Origin of the sequence: Billgrantia saliphila, assembly GCF_002930105.1 — a bacterium.
Taxonomy (GTDB): domain Bacteria; phylum Pseudomonadota; class Gammaproteobacteria; order Pseudomonadales; family Halomonadaceae; genus Halomonas; species Halomonas saliphila.
On the sequence record NZ_PJRN01000012.1, the window covers coordinates 1 to 14,671 of the forward strand.

Here is a 14,671-nt window from a genome sequence, read left to right on the forward strand (position 1 = left end):
CGCTCAGCGCCGATGGTAGTGTGGGGCTTCCCCATGCGAGAGTAGGTCATCGTCAGGCATCTCTTCAGAAACCCCGGCCAACTGGTCGGGGTTTCGCCGTTTTAGGGCCTCCAGGGAGCGTCGCGGAGCGCCGCCCGTCGAAGGGCCGGCCAACGGCCCCGGCCCTTCCTCCAAGAAAGCCCCGTGTTCGAAGGAACGCGGGGCTTTTCTTTGCCTGTCATTTCTCTTCGTAAAGCTCGATGGGTGTGCCGTCGGGGTCACTCAGGAAGGTGAAGCGCGCTCCGGTCAAGGCATCGAGCCGGATAGGCTCGGGGCAGGCTCCACGGGCTTCGAGCAGGGCCACGCAGGCATCCAGGTCGCACGTCGCCAGGGCCAGGTGACGCAGGCCGCAAGCTTCGGGATAGCTCAGGCGTGCCGGTGGCGAGGGGAAGGAAAAGAGTTCAAGCTGAATACCGCCGGGCAGACGCAGATCCAGCTTATGGCTATCCCGCTCGGTGCGATAGGTCTCACTGATGATCTCGGCGTCCAGCACGTCGAGATAGAAGCGCTTGGCGCGAGGGTAATCGGCGGTGATCAGCGCAATGTGATGGACGCCCGACAGGGGAAGGGGAGACGTGGGCATACGGGTGATCTCAGGACGAGCCGGGCGTCACGCGACGCCCGACATAGAATCAGTGGCAGAGTGCCTCGAAGGTCTCGATCAGGCTGTCCATCTCGTCATCGGTGCCAATGGAGATACGCAGGAAGTCGCGCAACGCTTCGGTATTGAAGTGACGCACCAGAATGCCGCGCTCACGCAGGCCGACGAACAGCTGGGCGGCATCGTGCCGGGGATGGCGAACCAGGACGAAGTTGGCCTGGGAGGGGAGCGTCTCGAAGCCGAGCTCCTCCAGTCGCCTGACGGTGCGCTGGCGTGTGGTAATGACCTTCTCACGACAGGCCTCGAAGTGCCCACGATCCTCCAAGGAGGCGATACCGAGTGCGCTGGCCAGGCTGTCGATGGGATAGGAGTTGAAAGAGTCCTTGACCCGCTCGAGACCCTCGATCAGCTCGCGCGAGCCAATGGCGTAGCCCAGGCGCAGGCCGGCGAGGCTGCGTGACTTCGAAAAGGTGCCGGTTACCAACAGATTGGGATAACGGCCGATCAACGGCACGGCGCTCTCCCCGCCGAAATCGACGTAGGCTTCGTCGACCAGCACGACCTGCTGGGTGATCCGCTCCAGCAGGCCGGCAATGGCGCTGCGCGAATGGCCGTGGGCGGTCGGCGCGTTGGGATTGGCGAAGATGATGCCGGCGCTGTCTTCGGTGAAAGCATCCAAATCGATGCGCCACCGATCGTCCAGCGGCAGGGTGCGCTGCTCGATCCGGTACAGTCGGCAGTAGACCGGATAGAAACTATAGGTAATCGCCGGCATTTCCAGGGGAAGCGCCTGACAGAAGAAGGCCTGAAAAGCCAATGCCAGTACTTCGTCGGAGCCATTGCCGACGAATACCTGCGCCGGCTCGACCCCATGCTCCCGGGCGAGCGCTTCACGCAGGGCGAGGGACTGTGGGTCGGGGTAGAGCCGCAGGTGATCGACCGGATAGTCGCGCAGTACCGCCTCGACGCCGGGTGCCGGCGGGTAGGGGTTCTCGTTGGTGTTCAGCTTGATCAGTTTCTCACGCGGCTGCTCGCCCGGTACATAGGGCGTCAGCTCGCGCACCGCCGGGCTCCAGAACTGGCTCATGGTCTCTCGCTTGGCTGTCGGCACATGACTCAGGCCATGTTGACCGCTGCGCCCTGACCGCGCAAGCCGGGAGCGTGCTAGCCTAGGCGCTTTCGAGCGAACCCTCTCCCGGAATCCTTCATGACCGCACAGATCATCGCCACCCTGCTGCCGGTATTCCTGATTGCCGGCTGCGGCACCCTCTACGGGCGCTTTCGTACTCCCGACATCCGCAGCCTGAATACTCTCAACATGGAAATTTTCGTGCCCATGCTGGTATTCGCCGTATTGGCTGATCGCCAGGCCCCGCTGGCTGAATACGCCGGCCTGGCATTCGGCGCAGCGATAGTGGTGCTGGGATCCGGCGTGGTGCTATGGCCGCTAGTAAGACTGCTGAAGCTCGAACCCAAGACCTTTCTGCCACCGATGATGTTCAACAATTCAGGCAACATGGGCATTCCCCTGTTGGTGCTTGCCTTCGGCGAGGCGGCATTGCCCGCTGCGGTGGTGGTCTTCATCGTCGAGATGCTGCTGCACTTCTCGGTCGGCCTCTACATGCTGAGCCCGCAAACGCCGCTGTGGCGCCTGCTGAGAATGCCTATCGTACTGGCCAGCCTGGCGGGGCTCGGGATCAACCTGAGCGGCGTGCCGCTCCCGGGCTGGCTGCTCGAGGCGTTGCATATGCTGGGCGGAGTCTGTATCCCGCTGATGCTGTTCGCGCTGGGAGTGCGCATGCTCGACATCGATTTCGGCGACTGGAAAACCGGTTTGCTGGGCGCGGTGCTTTGTCCGCTCTCGGGGCTGATCCTGGCATTTCCGATGATATTGTGGCTGGAGCTGACGGGACTGCAGGCCGCGGCACTCTGGGTATTTGCCGCGCTGCCGCCCGCTGTGCTCAACTATCTAGTGGCTGAACAGTACCGGCAGGAGCCGCACAAGGTCGCCTCTCTGGTGCTGATTGGTAACCTGGGCAGTCTGGTGGTCATGCCCATCGTATTGGCACTGGTCTTCACGCGCGTCTATCCCGTTGCAGGCTGAAGATGTCGTCGATCAGGCGCCAGACTGTCTGCCTAAGCACTTAGGGGTTATGCTGTGACTCATGCTGACATCGGTTCATGGCGACAAAACCCATAGGTTAGGAGTGAGCAAATGCAAATAAGGACCCTGTTGGCTGGCTCGGCCATGCTGGCCTTACTGGCCGGCTGCGCGGCCGGCCCGACCGACGACAGTGCCGACATGGCAATGGACGATGCCGAAGAGGTGTATCAAGGTACTCTGCCCTGCCGTAACTGTGCGGGCATCGATCTTGACGTGAGGCTACGCGGTGACGAGCAGAGCTCGCTCGAGGAGCGTACCTTCAACCTGCGCGCAAGCTACCGTGAGCACCCCCAGGAGCCGCCGGATGAAGAGTATGCGGGCAACTGGGACGTGCTCAGCGGCACGGCCGTCGACCCGGATGCCACCGTCTACGAACTGACCCCCGACGGCGAGGGCCAGGTCTACTACTTCCTGCGTATCGACGAAGAGACCCTGGAACTGATCGATCCCCAGCGTCGCCGGTTCCAGAACAACGAGGCCCTGCAACTGCAGCGCCAATAGCGTCTGGTGGAAACGAGCGAAGGCGGCCAAGTGGCCGCCTTCGTGCGTCTGGGCACGCGTGGCCTGTTAGAATGACGCCGAAATCAGCGGGAGAGAGGCCGGCATGGCCAAAGCGAAGAGCGCCTTCGTCTGCACCGAGTGCGGGGCGGAGTATCGCAAGTGGCAGGGACAGTGTTCGAGCTGCCAGGAGTGGAATACCCTCAGCGAAGTCCGACTGAGTGCACCCCGTCCGGGTGCGGCGTCCTCCGGCGTGGCAGGACGCTCCGGCTATGCCGGCGGCCTGTCGAAGGAGGTGGTCGACCTGGGTAGCGTCGACCTGACCGAGGTGCCGCGGCTCTCCTCTACTTTCGGCGAGTTCGACCGCGTGCTGGGCGGGGGGCTGGTGCCGGGTTCGGCGGTGCTGCTGGGGGGGCATCCCGGCGCCGGCAAATCGACCCTGCTGCTGCAGACCGCCTGCAAGCTGGCCCAGGCGCGCAAGGTGTTCTACGTCACCGGCGAGGAGTCGCTCTCCCAGGTGGCGATGCGGGCGCATCGCCTGCAGCTGCCCACCCAGGGACTCAAGATGCTGGCCGAGACCAGCGTCGAGACGGTGCTGGCGGTGGCCGAGCGCGAGCGTCCCGAGATTCTCGTCATCGATTCGATCCAGACCATGCACCTGGAGGATATCGCCTCGGCGCCCGGCGGCGTGGCCCAGGTGCGTGAGTCTGCCGCTGTGCTGACTCGCTTCGCCAAGCAGACCAATACCGTACTGCTGCTGGTGGGGCATGTCACCAAGGATGGCACCTTGGCCGGGCCCAAGGTGCTGGAGCACATGATCGATGCCTCGCTGCTGCTCGAGGGCGGCGCCGACTCGCGTTTTCGTACCCTGCGCGGGCAGAAGAATCGCTTCGGTGCGGTCAATGAACTGGGTGTGTTCGCCATGCTCGAGCATGGCCTGAAGGAGGTGAAGAACCCCAGTGCCATCTTCCTTTCCCGCGCCGAAGAGCAGGCACCGGGCAGTCTGGTGATGGTGGTCTGGGAGGGCACGCGTCCGCTGCTGGTGGAGGTTCAGGCGCTGCTCGACGAGTCGGCGCTGGGCAACCCGCGACGGGTTGCGGTGGGGCTCGATCAGAACCGGCTGGCCATGCTGTTGGCGGTGCTGCATCGCCATGGCGGGTTGTTCACAGGTGACCAGGACGTCTTCCTCAACGTGGTGGGCGGGGTCAAGGTGCTGGAGACGAGCGCCGACCTCGCCGTGCTGTTGGCGGTGGTATCGAGCCTGCAGAACCGTCCTCTGCCGCGGGAGCTGGTGGCGTTCGGGGAAGTGGGGCTGTCGGGTGAGATCCGGCCGGTGCCCAGCGGGCAGGAGCGCATCGTCGAGGCGGCCAAGCATGGCTTCACCCGAGCCATCGTGCCCCGGGGCAATGCCCCGAAGCGCACCCCCGAGGGCATGGAGGTCGTTGCGGTGGACAAGCTGGCCGATGCCCTCGAGGCACTATGAGGCAATGGACCTCTGCTGCGGTAGAATGCCTAGAGAACTGCCAAGGAGAACGACATGAGCGCGATCCGACTGACTCAGTACAGCCACGGCGCCGGCTGCGGCTGCAAGATTGCTCCCGACGTGCTGGACGCGATCCTGGCCAAGGCCGGGCCGGGGGCAGCCCATTCGCGACTTATCGTAGGCAACCAGGGCCGCGAGGATGCGGCCGTTTATGACCTGGGCGATGGACGCGGCATGATCGCCACTACCGATTTCTTCATGCCCATCGTCGACGACCCCTTCGACTTCGGCCGCATCGCCGCCACGAATGCCATCAGCGATGTCTATGCGATGGGCGGCAAACCGGTACTGGCCCTGGGTATCCTGGGATGGCCGCTGGACAAGTTGGGTCCCGACATCGCCGCCGACGTGGTCGCCGGGGCCCAAGGCGTATGTCGAGAGCTGGGGCTTGCCCTGGCCGGCGGTCACTCCATCGATGCCCCCGAGCCGATCTTCGGCCTGGCGGTCAATGGCCTGGTCGATCTCGAGCATCTCAAGCTCAACAAGGGCGCCCAGGTGGGCGACCTGCTGTTCCTGACCAAGCCGCTGGGCGTGGGGTTTCTGACTACCGCCGAGAAGCAGGGGCTGCTCGAGTCCGGCCACCAGAATCTGGCCCGCGAGACCATGTTGAAGCCCAACCTGATCGGCATGGCGCTGGCCAAGGTGAAGGGGGTCCATGCCATGACCGACGTGACCGGTTTTGGCCTGGCGGGGCATCTGAGCGAGGTGTGCCAGGCGAGCGGCGTGGCCGCACGCATCGATTTCCGACGCCTGCCGCGCCTGGCCGAAGCCGAAGCCTACCGCCGCCGTGGCGCTGTGGCCGGTGGTACGCATCGCAACCACGATGCGCTGGGCACGGCGTTGAAAGACATGGACGAGCCGCACTGGCAGTGGTTGTGCGACCCGCAGACTTCCGGTGGGCTGCTGCTCTCCGTGCATCCTTCATGGCAGGACGACGTCGAGCGCATCGGTCGTGAGCATGGCATCGAGCTGGTTCCCTTCGGCGAGATCGTCAAGGCCGAGGGGCCGGCGCTCATCGAGGTGCGTGGATGAACCCGACGCTGGTCGAGCCCGATCTCGCCCTGCTGCAGCAGGGGCGCGTGCTGATCGATGTGCGCGCTCCGGTCGAGTTTGCCCAGGGAGGACTGCCTGGAGCGGTCAACCTGCCGCTGATGGACGATGAGGAACGGCGACTGGTCGGGATCGAGTACAAGCAGCGCGGCCAGCAGGCCGCCATTTCGCTTGGCCAGCGACTGGTAAGCGGTGGCATTCGGGCAGCTCGCATCGACGCCTGGCGGCGTACGCTCGAGGCCCACCCCGACGCCATCGTCTACTGTTTTCGCGGTGGACTCCGCTCGCAGATCGCCCAGCAATGGCTCGCCGAGAGCGGGGTGGAGCGGCCGCGCATCCGCGGTGGCTGGAAGGCGATGCGCCAGGCACTGTGCGCACGCATCGATGCGGCGGCCGAGCAGCCGTTGCTGGTGGTCGGCGGGCTTACCGGCTGCGCCAAGACGGCGCTGATCCTGGCGCTGCCTAACGGCCTCGACCTCGAAGGATGCGCCCGCCACAAGGGCTCGGCCTTCGGCCGCCATCCGTTGCCCGCACCCAGCCAGATCGACTTCGAACACGCCATGGGGCTTCGGTTGCTGTCGCTGCCCGGCCCCTTGGTCGTCGAGGACGAGTCGCGCCATATCGGGGCCGCCAACGTACCCCTCGCCTTCTGGCGGGCCATGGAGCGCGCTCCCCGGGTGCGAGTCGAGATGCCGCTGGACTGGAGACTGGCGCAGATCCACAAGGATTACATCGACGACCTATGGACTATCTACCGTCACCAGTTCGGTGAATGGCTGGGCTGGGCTCTGATGCGCAAGCAGCTGACTACCGCCCTGTCGCGATTGCGCAAGCGCCTTGGCCATGCCCGGCTGGCCCGGTTGCAGCGTCTGCAGCAGCTTGCCTTTCGCGAGCATGAACGTGGCAACCCCCAGGCGCACGAGGCGTGGCTGGCACCGTTGCTGACCGAATACTACGACCCCATGTATCGCTACCAGCTCGAGAAGCGCGATCCGGGCCGATTTCTGCACGTGGGTGACTGGGAGAGTTGCCTGGAGGTGGCCCGCGCCTGGTCGACGGAGATCTCGCGCCGCCAGACGGGGCAGTTGCAGCCGGCCTGAGTCGGACTCACATGGGAGCGGTGCGTAACCACTGGCTGAGCAGGCGGTCGAGCAGCGGCGCCAGGCGATCGAAACGCACGCTGTCGGCCAGGATGCTTGCGCTGGACTGGGCATGAGGGCTGGTTTCGCTGCCTTCCGGACGCTCGTCGCTGGCCAGCAGTTCGCTGACGTCGGCGCGGGTGACTTCGAGGTGACACAGCAGCCCCAGCGCGCGCCCCGCGTCCCAGGCGAAGCCCTGCACCGGGCTGCCGGAGCTACCGCCCAGCGGCAGGGCGTCTTCGGGCAAGGCGAAGACATCGCGATGCCACATGAAGGCGATGAACTGCTCGGGCAGATCGAAGGGGCTGTCGGGGGCCAGCGTCACCTCGTGCCAGCCGATTTCGGCGAAGGTGCCGCGGCCTACCATGGCACCGAGTTCGGCGGCGATCAGCCGGGCGCCCATGCCGATGCCGAGCAGCGGCTTGTTGCCGTCCAGCGCCCTGGCGATCAGCTTGCGCTCGCGCTTCAGCCAAGGGTGACGCGCGTCGTCCATGATAGGCATGGGGCCGTCGAGGATGATCAGGGCGTCGCCATCAGCGAGGCTGGGCGGTGCTTCGCCCTCATGCAAGTGGAAGACGGTATGGCTGTGGCCCATGCTGGTCAGCCAGTCGGCGATGCGGCCCGGACCATGATGCGGGCTGTGTTGAAGAAGGTGCAGGTGCATGGGAACCTCGCCGTTGAGGGAACACGAAAAGAGGAGTGGCAGCGTACATGAAGCCGGCGCTGCGCGAACAGATTCTGACCATTCTCGCCGCGATACCTCCGGGTCGCGTGACGACCTATGGGCGTATCGCCGCCATGACCGACGGCGCCACGCCCAGGCTGGTGGCCCGCGCGCTGCGCGAGTTGCCCGACGGGCATGGGTTGCCGTGGTTTCGCGTGCTTACCGCATCGCGACGCCTGGCCGACCACCCCGGTGCCCCCGAGCAGCGCCAGCGGCTGCTTGCCGAGGGCGTTCATTTCGACGCGCGCGGCCGCGTGGCGGCGGAAGCACTCTGGCCATGAGGCGTGCGGCACGATCCCGCTCACTTCACGCCTTCTTCTGACCACCGATTCACGAGGAGAATTCATGAGCCAGCCGAAAGAGGGCTTTCATCAGCGGCTGCAGGCTCTTTCACCACGCCGGCAGCAGGCCTTCATGGCGGCGCTGTGTGAGCGGTTGCTGCCCAACTATGCGCTTTATGCGCAGATGACTGGCCGCGGCGATCCGGCGGGCTTGCGCGCGATCCTCGATCTGGTGTGGGAGCACCTGAGCGTGCGCGAGGCACGCATCGATTTCGACCGGCAGTCGGAGAAGCTCGCCGACCTCGAGCCGCCGCCGGATGACGACAGCTTCGGTGCCCGCCGTGCCGTGGAGGCAACGGTGGCGCTCGCATCGCTGCTCGATACGCTGCGCGGCGATGCCCCGGGGGCGGTACTGGAAGTCAGTCGTGCCTCCAAGGGTGGGGTTCGCGCCTACATCGAGCTGACCGAGGGCGAAGAGGATGCACGACGCCTCGCCGAACTGGTGAAGGACCATCCCTTGATGACGGACGAAAACGACTTTCAGGATGCGGTGCTGGAAGCGGCCGAGGGGCGGCTCGATCGCGATGAACTCAAGGCGTTGCGCCGCCTGGGACGCAACGACGGCGTGAGCAACCTAGGACTATCAACCGATTGAGACGAAAGCAAAAAGCGCGGTTCATCGGCTTAGGGCCGTCTGGACTCGCGCTTTCGTCGGCATCTGTTTCGAAGGCTGCCGTTTCGAGGTTTAGAGGCGCATTTCGATCCCGCGCTCGGCCATGTAGCGCTTGGCCTCGGGGATGGTGAACTCGCTGAAATGGAAGATACTGGCGGCCAGCACCGCATCGGCACCGCCTTCCACCACGCCCGCCACCAGGTGATCGAGACTACCGACACCGCCGGAAGCGATCACCGGCACCGTCACGGCGTCGCTGATCGCCCGTGTCACGCCGAGATCGAAGCCGGCCTTGGTGCCGTCGCGATCCATACTGGTCAACAGCAGCTCGCCGGCCCCATATTCGACCATCTTTTTCGCCCACTCGACCGCATCCAGTCCGGTAGGGCGTCGTCCGCCGTGGGTGAAGATCTCCCAGCGCGGCGATTCGCCCTCGGCGGAGACACGCTTGGCATCGATGGCCACGACGATGCACTGGCTACCGAAGCGCTCGGCGGCCTCGCGCACGAAGTCTGGGTTGGTGACCGCGGCGGTGTTGATCGAGACCTTGTCGGCGCCGGCGTTGAGCATGGTGCGGATGTCATCGCAGGTGCGAATACCGCCGCCCACGGTGAGCGGAATGAACACCTCGCCAGCGATGCGCTCGACCATCTCCACCGTCGTATCGCGGTCCTCGTGGCTTGCCGTGATGTCGAGGAAAGTGATCTCGTCGGCGCCCTGAAGGTTGTAGCGCTGGGCGATCTCCACCGGATCGCCGGCATCGCGGATGCCGACGAAGTTGACGCCCTTGACCACGCGGCCAGCGTCGACGTCGAGACAGGGAATGATGCGTTTGGCCAGTCCCATGATTCAGCTCCCGGCTCGGTCGAGCCCTGCAGTCAGTTCATCGCACAGCTTCTGGCCTTCGGCCACGTCGAGGCTGCCTTCGTAGATGGCACGGCCGGTAATGGCGCCGAGGATACCCGGCTCGCCCGCGTCTACCAGGGCGCGCAGATCGTCTAGGTTGGTCACGCCGCCTGAGGCAATGACCGGCAACCCGCCTTCGCGGGCAAGCGCGGCGGTGGCCTCTACATTGACGCCGTTCATCATGCCGTCGCGGGCAATATCGGTATAGACGATACTGGAGACGCCGTCGTCGGCGAAGCGCTTTGCCAGATCGGTGGCCTTGACTGTGGAGACCTCGGCCCAGCCGTCGGTGGCGACGAAACCATCGCGTGCATCGAGTCCGACGATCACATGGCCGGGAAAGGCGCGGCACATCTCGCCGACGAATGTCGGCTCCTTGACCGCCTTGGTGCCAATGATCACATAGGAGACCCCGGCCTCCAGATAGTGCTCGATGGTTGCGGCGGAGCGAATGCCGCCACCTATCTGGATTGGCAGCTGGGGCCAGCGGCGGGCGATGGCGGTGACGGCCTCGCCGTTGATCGGCTCACCCTCGAAGGCGCCGTTGAGATCCACCAGGTGCAGGCGACGGGCGCCGGCATCGACCCAACGCGCGGCCATGGCCACCGGGTCGTCGCCGTAGGTGGTGGCGTCTTCCATGCGACCCTGCTTGAGTCGGACGCACTTACCGTCCTTGAGATCGATGGCGGGAATAACCAGCATGTCGTGTCCTCTATGGTACCGTCTGCGGCTCGGCTCGGCGCGCTCGCTATATGGCGCAGTTCAGGCGTTCAATTGATCAGGCGCGATTCAGGGCTCCCAACTGACAAAGTTCTCCAGCAGCCTGAGCCCGGCCCGAGAGCTCTTCTCCGGATGGAACTGGACGGCGAAGGTGGCGTCACGGCCGATGGCCACGTGGGCGTCGATGCGGCCGTAGCGCGTCGTGCCGAAGACGCAGGCGTCGTCACTCGCCGCCACGTAGTAGCTGTGCACGAAGTAGAAGTGCTCGTTCTGATCGATGCCGTTCCATAGCGGATGCGCATGATGCTGGTACACCAGGTTCCAGCCCATGTGCGGCACCTTGAGACGCTGCTCGTGCTCATCGACCATGTCGGTGGGGAAGCGCTTCACCTCGCCGGGCAGAAAACCCAGGCAGGGAATGCCGCCGCTCTCCTCGCTATGATCGAGCAACATCTGCTGACCGACGCAGATACCCAGCAGCGGCTTGCTCTGCTTTGCCAGCAGCTCCTGCACCAGCCCGCGCAATTCGGTCCTCTCGAGCTCTCCCATGCAGTCGCGAATCGCCCCCTGGCCGGGCAGCACCAGGCGGGTGGCGCCCTGGATGCGGCGCGGGTCGCGCGTGATGACCACGCGCTCGTGGGTCACGTGCTCCAAGGCCTTGGCAACCGAGTGCAGATTGCCCATTCCGTAGTCGATGACGGCAATGGTCATGGCGGCTCCTCTCAGGTTCGGTCGACGGCGTTACAGGCAGCCTTTGGTGGACGGCATCTGCCCGGTCATGCGCGGGTCGGGCTCGACGGCCATGCGCAGCGCGCGGCCGAAAGCCTTGAAGATGGTCTCCGCCTGGTGGTGAGCATTGAAGCCCTTCAGGTTATCGATATGCAGCGTGACCCGTGCATGATTGACGAAGCCCTGGAAGAACTCCCAGAACAGCTGGGTATCGAGGCGCCCAATGCTGGCTCGCGTGAACTCGACATCCATGAACAGGCCGGGACGACCGGAGAAGTCTATCACGACACGAGACAGCGCCTCGTCCAGCGGCACATAGGCATGACCATAGCGGCGAATGCCGCGCTTGTCGCCGATGGCCTGGTTGAAGGCCTGCCCGAGCGTGATGCCGAGATCTTCGACGGTGTGATGATCATCGATATGCAGATCGCCCACCGCCTTGATGTCGAGGTCGATCAGGCCGTGGCGCGCCACCTGGTCGAGCATGTGGTCGAGGAAGGGAACGCCGGTCTCGCAGTTCAGTCGGCCTTCGCCATCGAGGTTCACTGTGACCGTGATCTGAGTTTCCTGAGTATCACGGCTGACCGTGGCGATTCGCTCGGACATGTCGAACTCTCCCGCGCTGACGCGCGTCGCATGAGGTGGGCCCGGACGCGAGCCGGGCGGGCAAGTCGCTGTGCTTGCCGTAATCGGGCGTCCATTATAGTGAATCGCCCCCCCCATCCGCTACAATGCGCCATCACAGCGGCGGCACCGGGCCGCGGCCGCCCAGGAGACCGTCATGCCGGTAACGCTTCACCTCGTCGATAAGGCCGTCTGGGCGTCGGATGCCCAGACGCGCCAAGATCTGGCGCGAATCTATGCCGATGCACCCGCCGAACGCCTCGCCATGCCTGTGGACGGCTTCCTCCATGGGCATCTCGAGGATGGGCATTTCTTTGGCTGCGCGCGTTTCAACGACCGTCTTCTGGGGGCGGTCGCGGTGAGGGCCGACGAACAGGCCTGGTGGCTGTCGGAGCTATGCGTGCGCAAGGCCACTCGCCGGCGCGGAGTGGGCTCGCGGCTGCTGGCGCTGGTTGCCAAGGCCGCCCACGCCCGTGGTCTCGAGCTGCGCGCTCCCGCTTCGCAGCTACCGGTGGCCGACCAACTACTGCTGTCTCGTCTGGGGTATCGTCCGCATGCTACCGACGACTATTTCGTGCTCGCACCACCGCTGCAAGGAGGCGGTACATAATGAAGCGACTGTTTCAAACGCTGCTCGCCGCCATCGGGGTCCTGGGCGTCGTGGTGGTGGCGGCCGTGGTCTACGTCACGACATTCCTCGATCCCGAAGACTTCAAGCCGAGGCTGGTCGAAGTGGTTCGCGAGCACAGCGGCCTGGAGCTATCCCTGGACGGGCCGCTCTCCTGGTCGTTCTATCCGCGGTTGGGCGTAAGCGTGAAGGAGGCGGAAGGTCGCCTGCCGGAGCAGCAAGAGGGCGAACCGCCTTTCCTGGCGTTCAAGCATGCCGAGGTCAGTCTCGCCTTTGCGCCGCTGCTGCGCGGCGAAATCGCCATCGAGGGGCTGATGCTGGATGGCATGGAGCTGCGCCTGGTACGCGACGAGCAGGGGCGAGGTAATTGGGAAACCCTGCTGCAGCGTCTCGACGAACGCCGTGAAGGCGCCGAATCCGCCCTAGCGCCGGCCAGTGCGGGGCCCAGCCTGGAGGGCGGCAACCTGACCGTGGCCCTCAACATCGCCAGCGTGCAGATACGCAACGGGGCGGTTCGCTATCGCGACCGGGCGGCCGGGCGCGAGTGGTTGCTCGAGGAGGTGGGCCTGTCGGGTTCCAACGTCAATCCGCAGCGCGCCTTCCCACTGCGAAGCTCCTTTCGCCTGAAGTCCTATGACCGCCTTGACTGGCGCGAGCTGGAGCGCAAGCCGGCACTGGCCAGCGATATCAACCTGGAGGGACGAATGCGCCTGGCGCTGGCCGAGCGACGTTACGTCATGGAGGCGCCGAAGCTGAGCGCCGCCACCTTCTTCAGGGGAGTCGAAGGTCGGCAGCAGACGGACCTGACCGGCCAGCAGCTCATCCTGGATCTGTCCCAGCAGCGCCTGCAACTGCAGGAAGGCCGCCTCGAAGCCGGACTGCGGCACCCGGCGCTGGGCGAAGACCCCTTGCCCCTGACTCTCGCCCTGGCGCTGGATGCCGACCTGGAGGAGCGAGCGGCGCAACTGCGCGATCTGCAGCTCACCGGCCCCGACGGGCTGCGCTTGAGCGGGCATCTCAATCTGACCGGCCTCGGCAGCGCGCCGAGCTACAGCGGCCAGCTTAGCCTGGCGCCGCTGTCCCTCAGGCCGTGGCTTGCGCGCCTGGGCGAGGCGCCGTCGATGGCGGAGGACGGGGCACTCACCGACGTGGCTCTGACCAGCCCGGTCCGCGGCGACCTGGAGCACATCGAGTTGGCGGGACTGACGCTGGTACTCGACGACAGTACCTTTACAGGGCGCCTGGGCATGGGCTTCGATGGAAGGATGCTGGATTTCGAACTGCAAGGCGACAGCCTCGACCTGGATCGCTACCTATTGACCGACGCCCCTTCCGAACAGAGTGCGGCGCGGGGCAGTCTGTTCGGGATCGAGCGCGCCATGGCCAACGATCCCGCAGCGCTGGTGCCGGCCGAATGGCTGGCGGAGCTGAGCCTGGACGGAAGCCTCGAGCTATCGCGGCTGCAGCTTAACGGGCTCGACTTCACCGAGGTGGGGGTGGCGCTATCCGGTGCTGAAGGGCGACAGCGACTGGAGCGTTTCGAATCGGCCTTCTATGACGGCGAGTTGAGCGCTTCCGGTGCACTCGATCTGACCCGCGAGCCGATCCGCTGGCAGTTCGAACCGAACCTGTCGCGGGTGCAGCTGGAACCACTGATCCAGGCGTTGACCGAAGACGATAGCCCGGCGCCGCTGCGTGGACGCCTCTCTCTCGAGGGTGAACTGGAGTCGCGCGAAAACACCTGGCCGGCGCTGAAGCGCAACCTGAACGGTACGCTTGCCGGGCGCATCGACGAGGGCGCCGTATTCGATGTCAACGTCTCGCAGGAACTCTGCACGCTGGCGGCGACGATCGAGGGGCGCGAGACGAGCCGTGACTGGAGTGCCGATACGCGCTTCGAGCGAGCTGAAGCCAGCCTGCGCATCCGCGACGGCGTGGCACGCAGCGACGATATCCTGGTGACCCTCCCCGGAATCGAGATGGGGGGAAGCGGCGAGCTGGATCTGGGCAGCGAGCGCTTTGATCTGCGCACCGCGGCGCGCTTCGTCGACGGGGCCGACGCTGCCTGCCCGGTGAATCCGCGGCTACAGCGGGTGCCCCTGCCGGTACGCTGCAGCGGCGAGCTTTCCGGCGACAGCGACGAATGGTGTCGCTTCGATCGCGAGGCGTTCCAGGCCGCATTGGCCGAGCTGCTGCGTGATGAAGTGGGCCGCCGCGCCGGCGACGAGCTAGAGCGTCGGCTCGAACGTCCCCTGGAACGACTCGAGGAGCGTCTGGGCAACGACGCCGGCAAGGAACTTCGTGATGCCCTGCGCGGTCTGTTGGAGTGAGTACCAAGTAAGCCAGTCCCTG

The 14,671-nt window shown here is 65.3% G+C and carries 16 protein-coding genes; 9 read left to right on the forward strand and 7 right to left on the reverse strand.

Annotated features, from left to right (window positions below; all coding sequences use genetic code 11):
* Positions 1-217: 217 nt before the first annotated feature.
* Both gloA2 and hisC read right to left on the reverse strand, forming a co-directional pair.
* The gene (gloA2, locus tag CYJ07_RS13705) at positions 218-622 is read right to left on the reverse strand and encodes an SMU1112c/YaeR family gloxylase I-like metalloprotein (RefSeq protein ID WP_104204276.1); all 405 of its coding nucleotides are present in this window, start codon (positions 620-622) and stop codon (positions 218-220) included.
* 49 nt (positions 623-671) lie between these two features.
* Entirely contained in the window at positions 672-1,727 is a 1,056-nt protein-coding gene (hisC, locus tag CYJ07_RS13710) for a histidinol-phosphate transaminase (protein WP_104204277.1), read from the reverse strand.
* Between the two features lie 120 nt (positions 1,728-1,847).
* Between hisC and CYJ07_RS13715 the strand changes: the two genes are divergently transcribed.
* The 5 genes from CYJ07_RS13715 (at position 1,848) to mnmH (ending at position 6,995) form a co-directional block, all read left to right on the forward strand.
* On the forward strand, positions 1,848-2,744 hold the full coding sequence (locus tag CYJ07_RS13715; RefSeq protein WP_104204278.1) for an AEC family transporter: 897 nt from the start codon (positions 1,848-1,850) through the stop codon (positions 2,742-2,744).
* Between the two features lie 111 nt (positions 2,745-2,855).
* Positions 2,856-3,305, forward strand: a complete 450-nt coding sequence (locus tag CYJ07_RS13720) for a copper resistance protein NlpE N-terminal domain-containing protein (RefSeq protein WP_104204279.1) — start codon at positions 2,856-2,858, stop codon at positions 3,303-3,305.
* Between the two features lie 103 nt (positions 3,306-3,408).
* The gene (radA, locus tag CYJ07_RS13725; RefSeq protein ID WP_104204280.1) at positions 3,409-4,785 is read left to right on the forward strand and encodes a DNA repair protein RadA; all 1,377 of its coding nucleotides are present in this window, start codon (positions 3,409-3,411) and stop codon (positions 4,783-4,785) included.
* A 54-nt stretch (positions 4,786-4,839) separates the two neighbouring features.
* Positions 4,840-5,877, forward strand: a complete 1,038-nt coding sequence (selD, locus tag CYJ07_RS13730) for a selenide, water dikinase SelD (protein WP_104204281.1) — start codon at positions 4,840-4,842, stop codon at positions 5,875-5,877.
* Positions 5,874-6,995, forward strand: coding sequence for a tRNA 2-selenouridine(34) synthase MnmH (gene mnmH / locus CYJ07_RS13735; RefSeq protein WP_104204282.1), 1,122 nt, complete (start codon positions 5,874-5,876; stop codon positions 6,993-6,995). The genes selD and mnmH overlap by 4 nt, the downstream gene beginning before the upstream one ends.
* Positions 6,996-7,002: 7 nt before the next feature.
* Here mnmH and CYJ07_RS13740 read toward each other — a convergent pair whose 3' ends face one another.
* Positions 7,003-7,698: a type 1 glutamine amidotransferase gene (locus CYJ07_RS13740; RefSeq protein ID WP_104204283.1), complete on the reverse strand. Its 696-nt coding sequence runs from the start codon at positions 7,696-7,698 to the stop codon at positions 7,003-7,005.
* A 47-nt stretch (positions 7,699-7,745) separates the two neighbouring features.
* Between CYJ07_RS13740 and CYJ07_RS13745 the strand changes: the two genes are divergently transcribed.
* Both CYJ07_RS13745 and CYJ07_RS13750 read left to right on the forward strand, forming a co-directional pair.
* Positions 7,746-8,039: an MGMT family protein gene (locus CYJ07_RS13745; protein ID WP_104204284.1), complete on the forward strand. Its 294-nt coding sequence runs from the start codon at positions 7,746-7,748 to the stop codon at positions 8,037-8,039.
* A 64-nt stretch (positions 8,040-8,103) separates the two neighbouring features.
* The gene (locus CYJ07_RS13750) at positions 8,104-8,694 is read left to right on the forward strand and encodes a YjaG family protein (RefSeq protein WP_104204285.1); all 591 of its coding nucleotides are present in this window, start codon (positions 8,104-8,106) and stop codon (positions 8,692-8,694) included.
* A gap of 90 nt (positions 8,695-8,784) precedes the next feature.
* Here CYJ07_RS13750 and hisF read toward each other — a convergent pair whose 3' ends face one another.
* The 4 genes from hisF to hisB form a co-directional block, all read right to left on the reverse strand.
* Complete coding sequence (hisF, locus tag CYJ07_RS13755) at positions 8,785-9,558, reverse strand: imidazole glycerol phosphate synthase subunit HisF (protein WP_104204286.1); 774 nt, start codon at positions 9,556-9,558, stop codon at positions 8,785-8,787.
* A 3-nt stretch (positions 9,559-9,561) separates the two neighbouring features.
* Positions 9,562-10,320 carry a 1-(5-phosphoribosyl)-5-[(5-phosphoribosylamino)methylideneamino]imidazole-4-carboxamide isomerase gene (gene hisA, locus CYJ07_RS13760; RefSeq protein WP_104204287.1) on the reverse strand — a complete coding sequence of 253 codons (759 nt, stop codon included), beginning with the start codon at positions 10,318-10,320 and terminating at the stop codon, positions 9,562-9,564.
* An 87-nt stretch (positions 10,321-10,407) separates the two neighbouring features.
* Positions 10,408-11,049, reverse strand: a complete 642-nt coding sequence (gene hisH / locus CYJ07_RS13765; protein ID WP_104204288.1) for an imidazole glycerol phosphate synthase subunit HisH — start codon at positions 11,047-11,049, stop codon at positions 10,408-10,410.
* Between the two features lie 30 nt (positions 11,050-11,079).
* Positions 11,080-11,673, reverse strand: a complete 594-nt coding sequence (gene hisB, locus CYJ07_RS13770; protein WP_104204289.1) for an imidazoleglycerol-phosphate dehydratase HisB — start codon at positions 11,671-11,673, stop codon at positions 11,080-11,082.
* A gap of 175 nt (positions 11,674-11,848) precedes the next feature.
* On the opposite strand from hisB, the gene CYJ07_RS13775 reads away from it, so the two are divergent.
* Entirely contained in the window at positions 11,849-12,301 is a 453-nt protein-coding gene (locus CYJ07_RS13775; RefSeq protein WP_104204290.1) for a GNAT family N-acetyltransferase, read from the forward strand.
* Complete coding sequence (locus tag CYJ07_RS13780) at positions 12,301-14,649, forward strand: AsmA family protein (protein WP_104204291.1); 2,349 nt, start codon at positions 12,301-12,303, stop codon at positions 14,647-14,649. The genes CYJ07_RS13775 and CYJ07_RS13780 overlap by 1 nt, the downstream gene beginning before the upstream one ends.
* The last annotated feature ends 22 nt before the right edge of the window (positions 14,650-14,671 follow it).

What these genes read in the sequence shown, in the direction of transcription:
- gloA2 (WP_104204276.1), bottom strand. Translation starts at nt 622, where the DNA reads ATGCCCACGTCTCCCCTTCCCCTGTCGGGCGTCCATCACATTGCGCTG.
- hisC (WP_104204277.1), bottom strand. Translation starts at nt 1,727, where the DNA reads ATGAGCCAGTTCTGGAGCCCGGCGGTGCGCGAGCTGACGCCCTATGTA.
- CYJ07_RS13715 (WP_104204278.1), top strand. Translation starts at nt 1,848, where the DNA reads ATGACCGCACAGATCATCGCCACCCTGCTGCCGGTATTCCTGATTGCC.
- CYJ07_RS13720 (WP_104204279.1), top strand. Translation starts at nt 2,856, where the DNA reads ATGCAAATAAGGACCCTGTTGGCTGGCTCGGCCATGCTGGCCTTACTG.
- radA (WP_104204280.1), top strand. Translation starts at nt 3,409, where the DNA reads ATGGCCAAAGCGAAGAGCGCCTTCGTCTGCACCGAGTGCGGGGCGGAG.
- selD (WP_104204281.1), top strand. Translation starts at nt 4,840, where the DNA reads ATGAGCGCGATCCGACTGACTCAGTACAGCCACGGCGCCGGCTGCGGC.
- mnmH (WP_104204282.1), top strand. Translation starts at nt 5,874, where the DNA reads ATGAACCCGACGCTGGTCGAGCCCGATCTCGCCCTGCTGCAGCAGGGG.
- CYJ07_RS13740 (WP_104204283.1), bottom strand. Translation starts at nt 7,698, where the DNA reads ATGCACCTGCACCTTCTTCAACACAGCCCGCATCATGGTCCGGGCCGC.
- CYJ07_RS13745 (WP_104204284.1), top strand. Translation starts at nt 7,746, where the DNA reads ATGAAGCCGGCGCTGCGCGAACAGATTCTGACCATTCTCGCCGCGATA.
- CYJ07_RS13750 (WP_104204285.1), top strand. Translation starts at nt 8,104, where the DNA reads ATGAGCCAGCCGAAAGAGGGCTTTCATCAGCGGCTGCAGGCTCTTTCA.
- hisF (WP_104204286.1), bottom strand. Translation starts at nt 9,558, where the DNA reads ATGGGACTGGCCAAACGCATCATTCCCTGTCTCGACGTCGACGCTGGC.
- hisA (WP_104204287.1), bottom strand. Translation starts at nt 10,320, where the DNA reads ATGCTGGTTATTCCCGCCATCGATCTCAAGGACGGTAAGTGCGTCCGA.
- hisH (WP_104204288.1), bottom strand. Translation starts at nt 11,049, where the DNA reads ATGACCATTGCCGTCATCGACTACGGAATGGGCAATCTGCACTCGGTT.
- hisB (WP_104204289.1), bottom strand. Translation starts at nt 11,673, where the DNA reads ATGTCCGAGCGAATCGCCACGGTCAGCCGTGATACTCAGGAAACTCAG.
- CYJ07_RS13775 (WP_104204290.1), top strand. Translation starts at nt 11,849, where the DNA reads ATGCCGGTAACGCTTCACCTCGTCGATAAGGCCGTCTGGGCGTCGGAT.
- CYJ07_RS13780 (WP_104204291.1), top strand. Translation starts at nt 12,301, where the DNA reads ATGAAGCGACTGTTTCAAACGCTGCTCGCCGCCATCGGGGTCCTGGGC.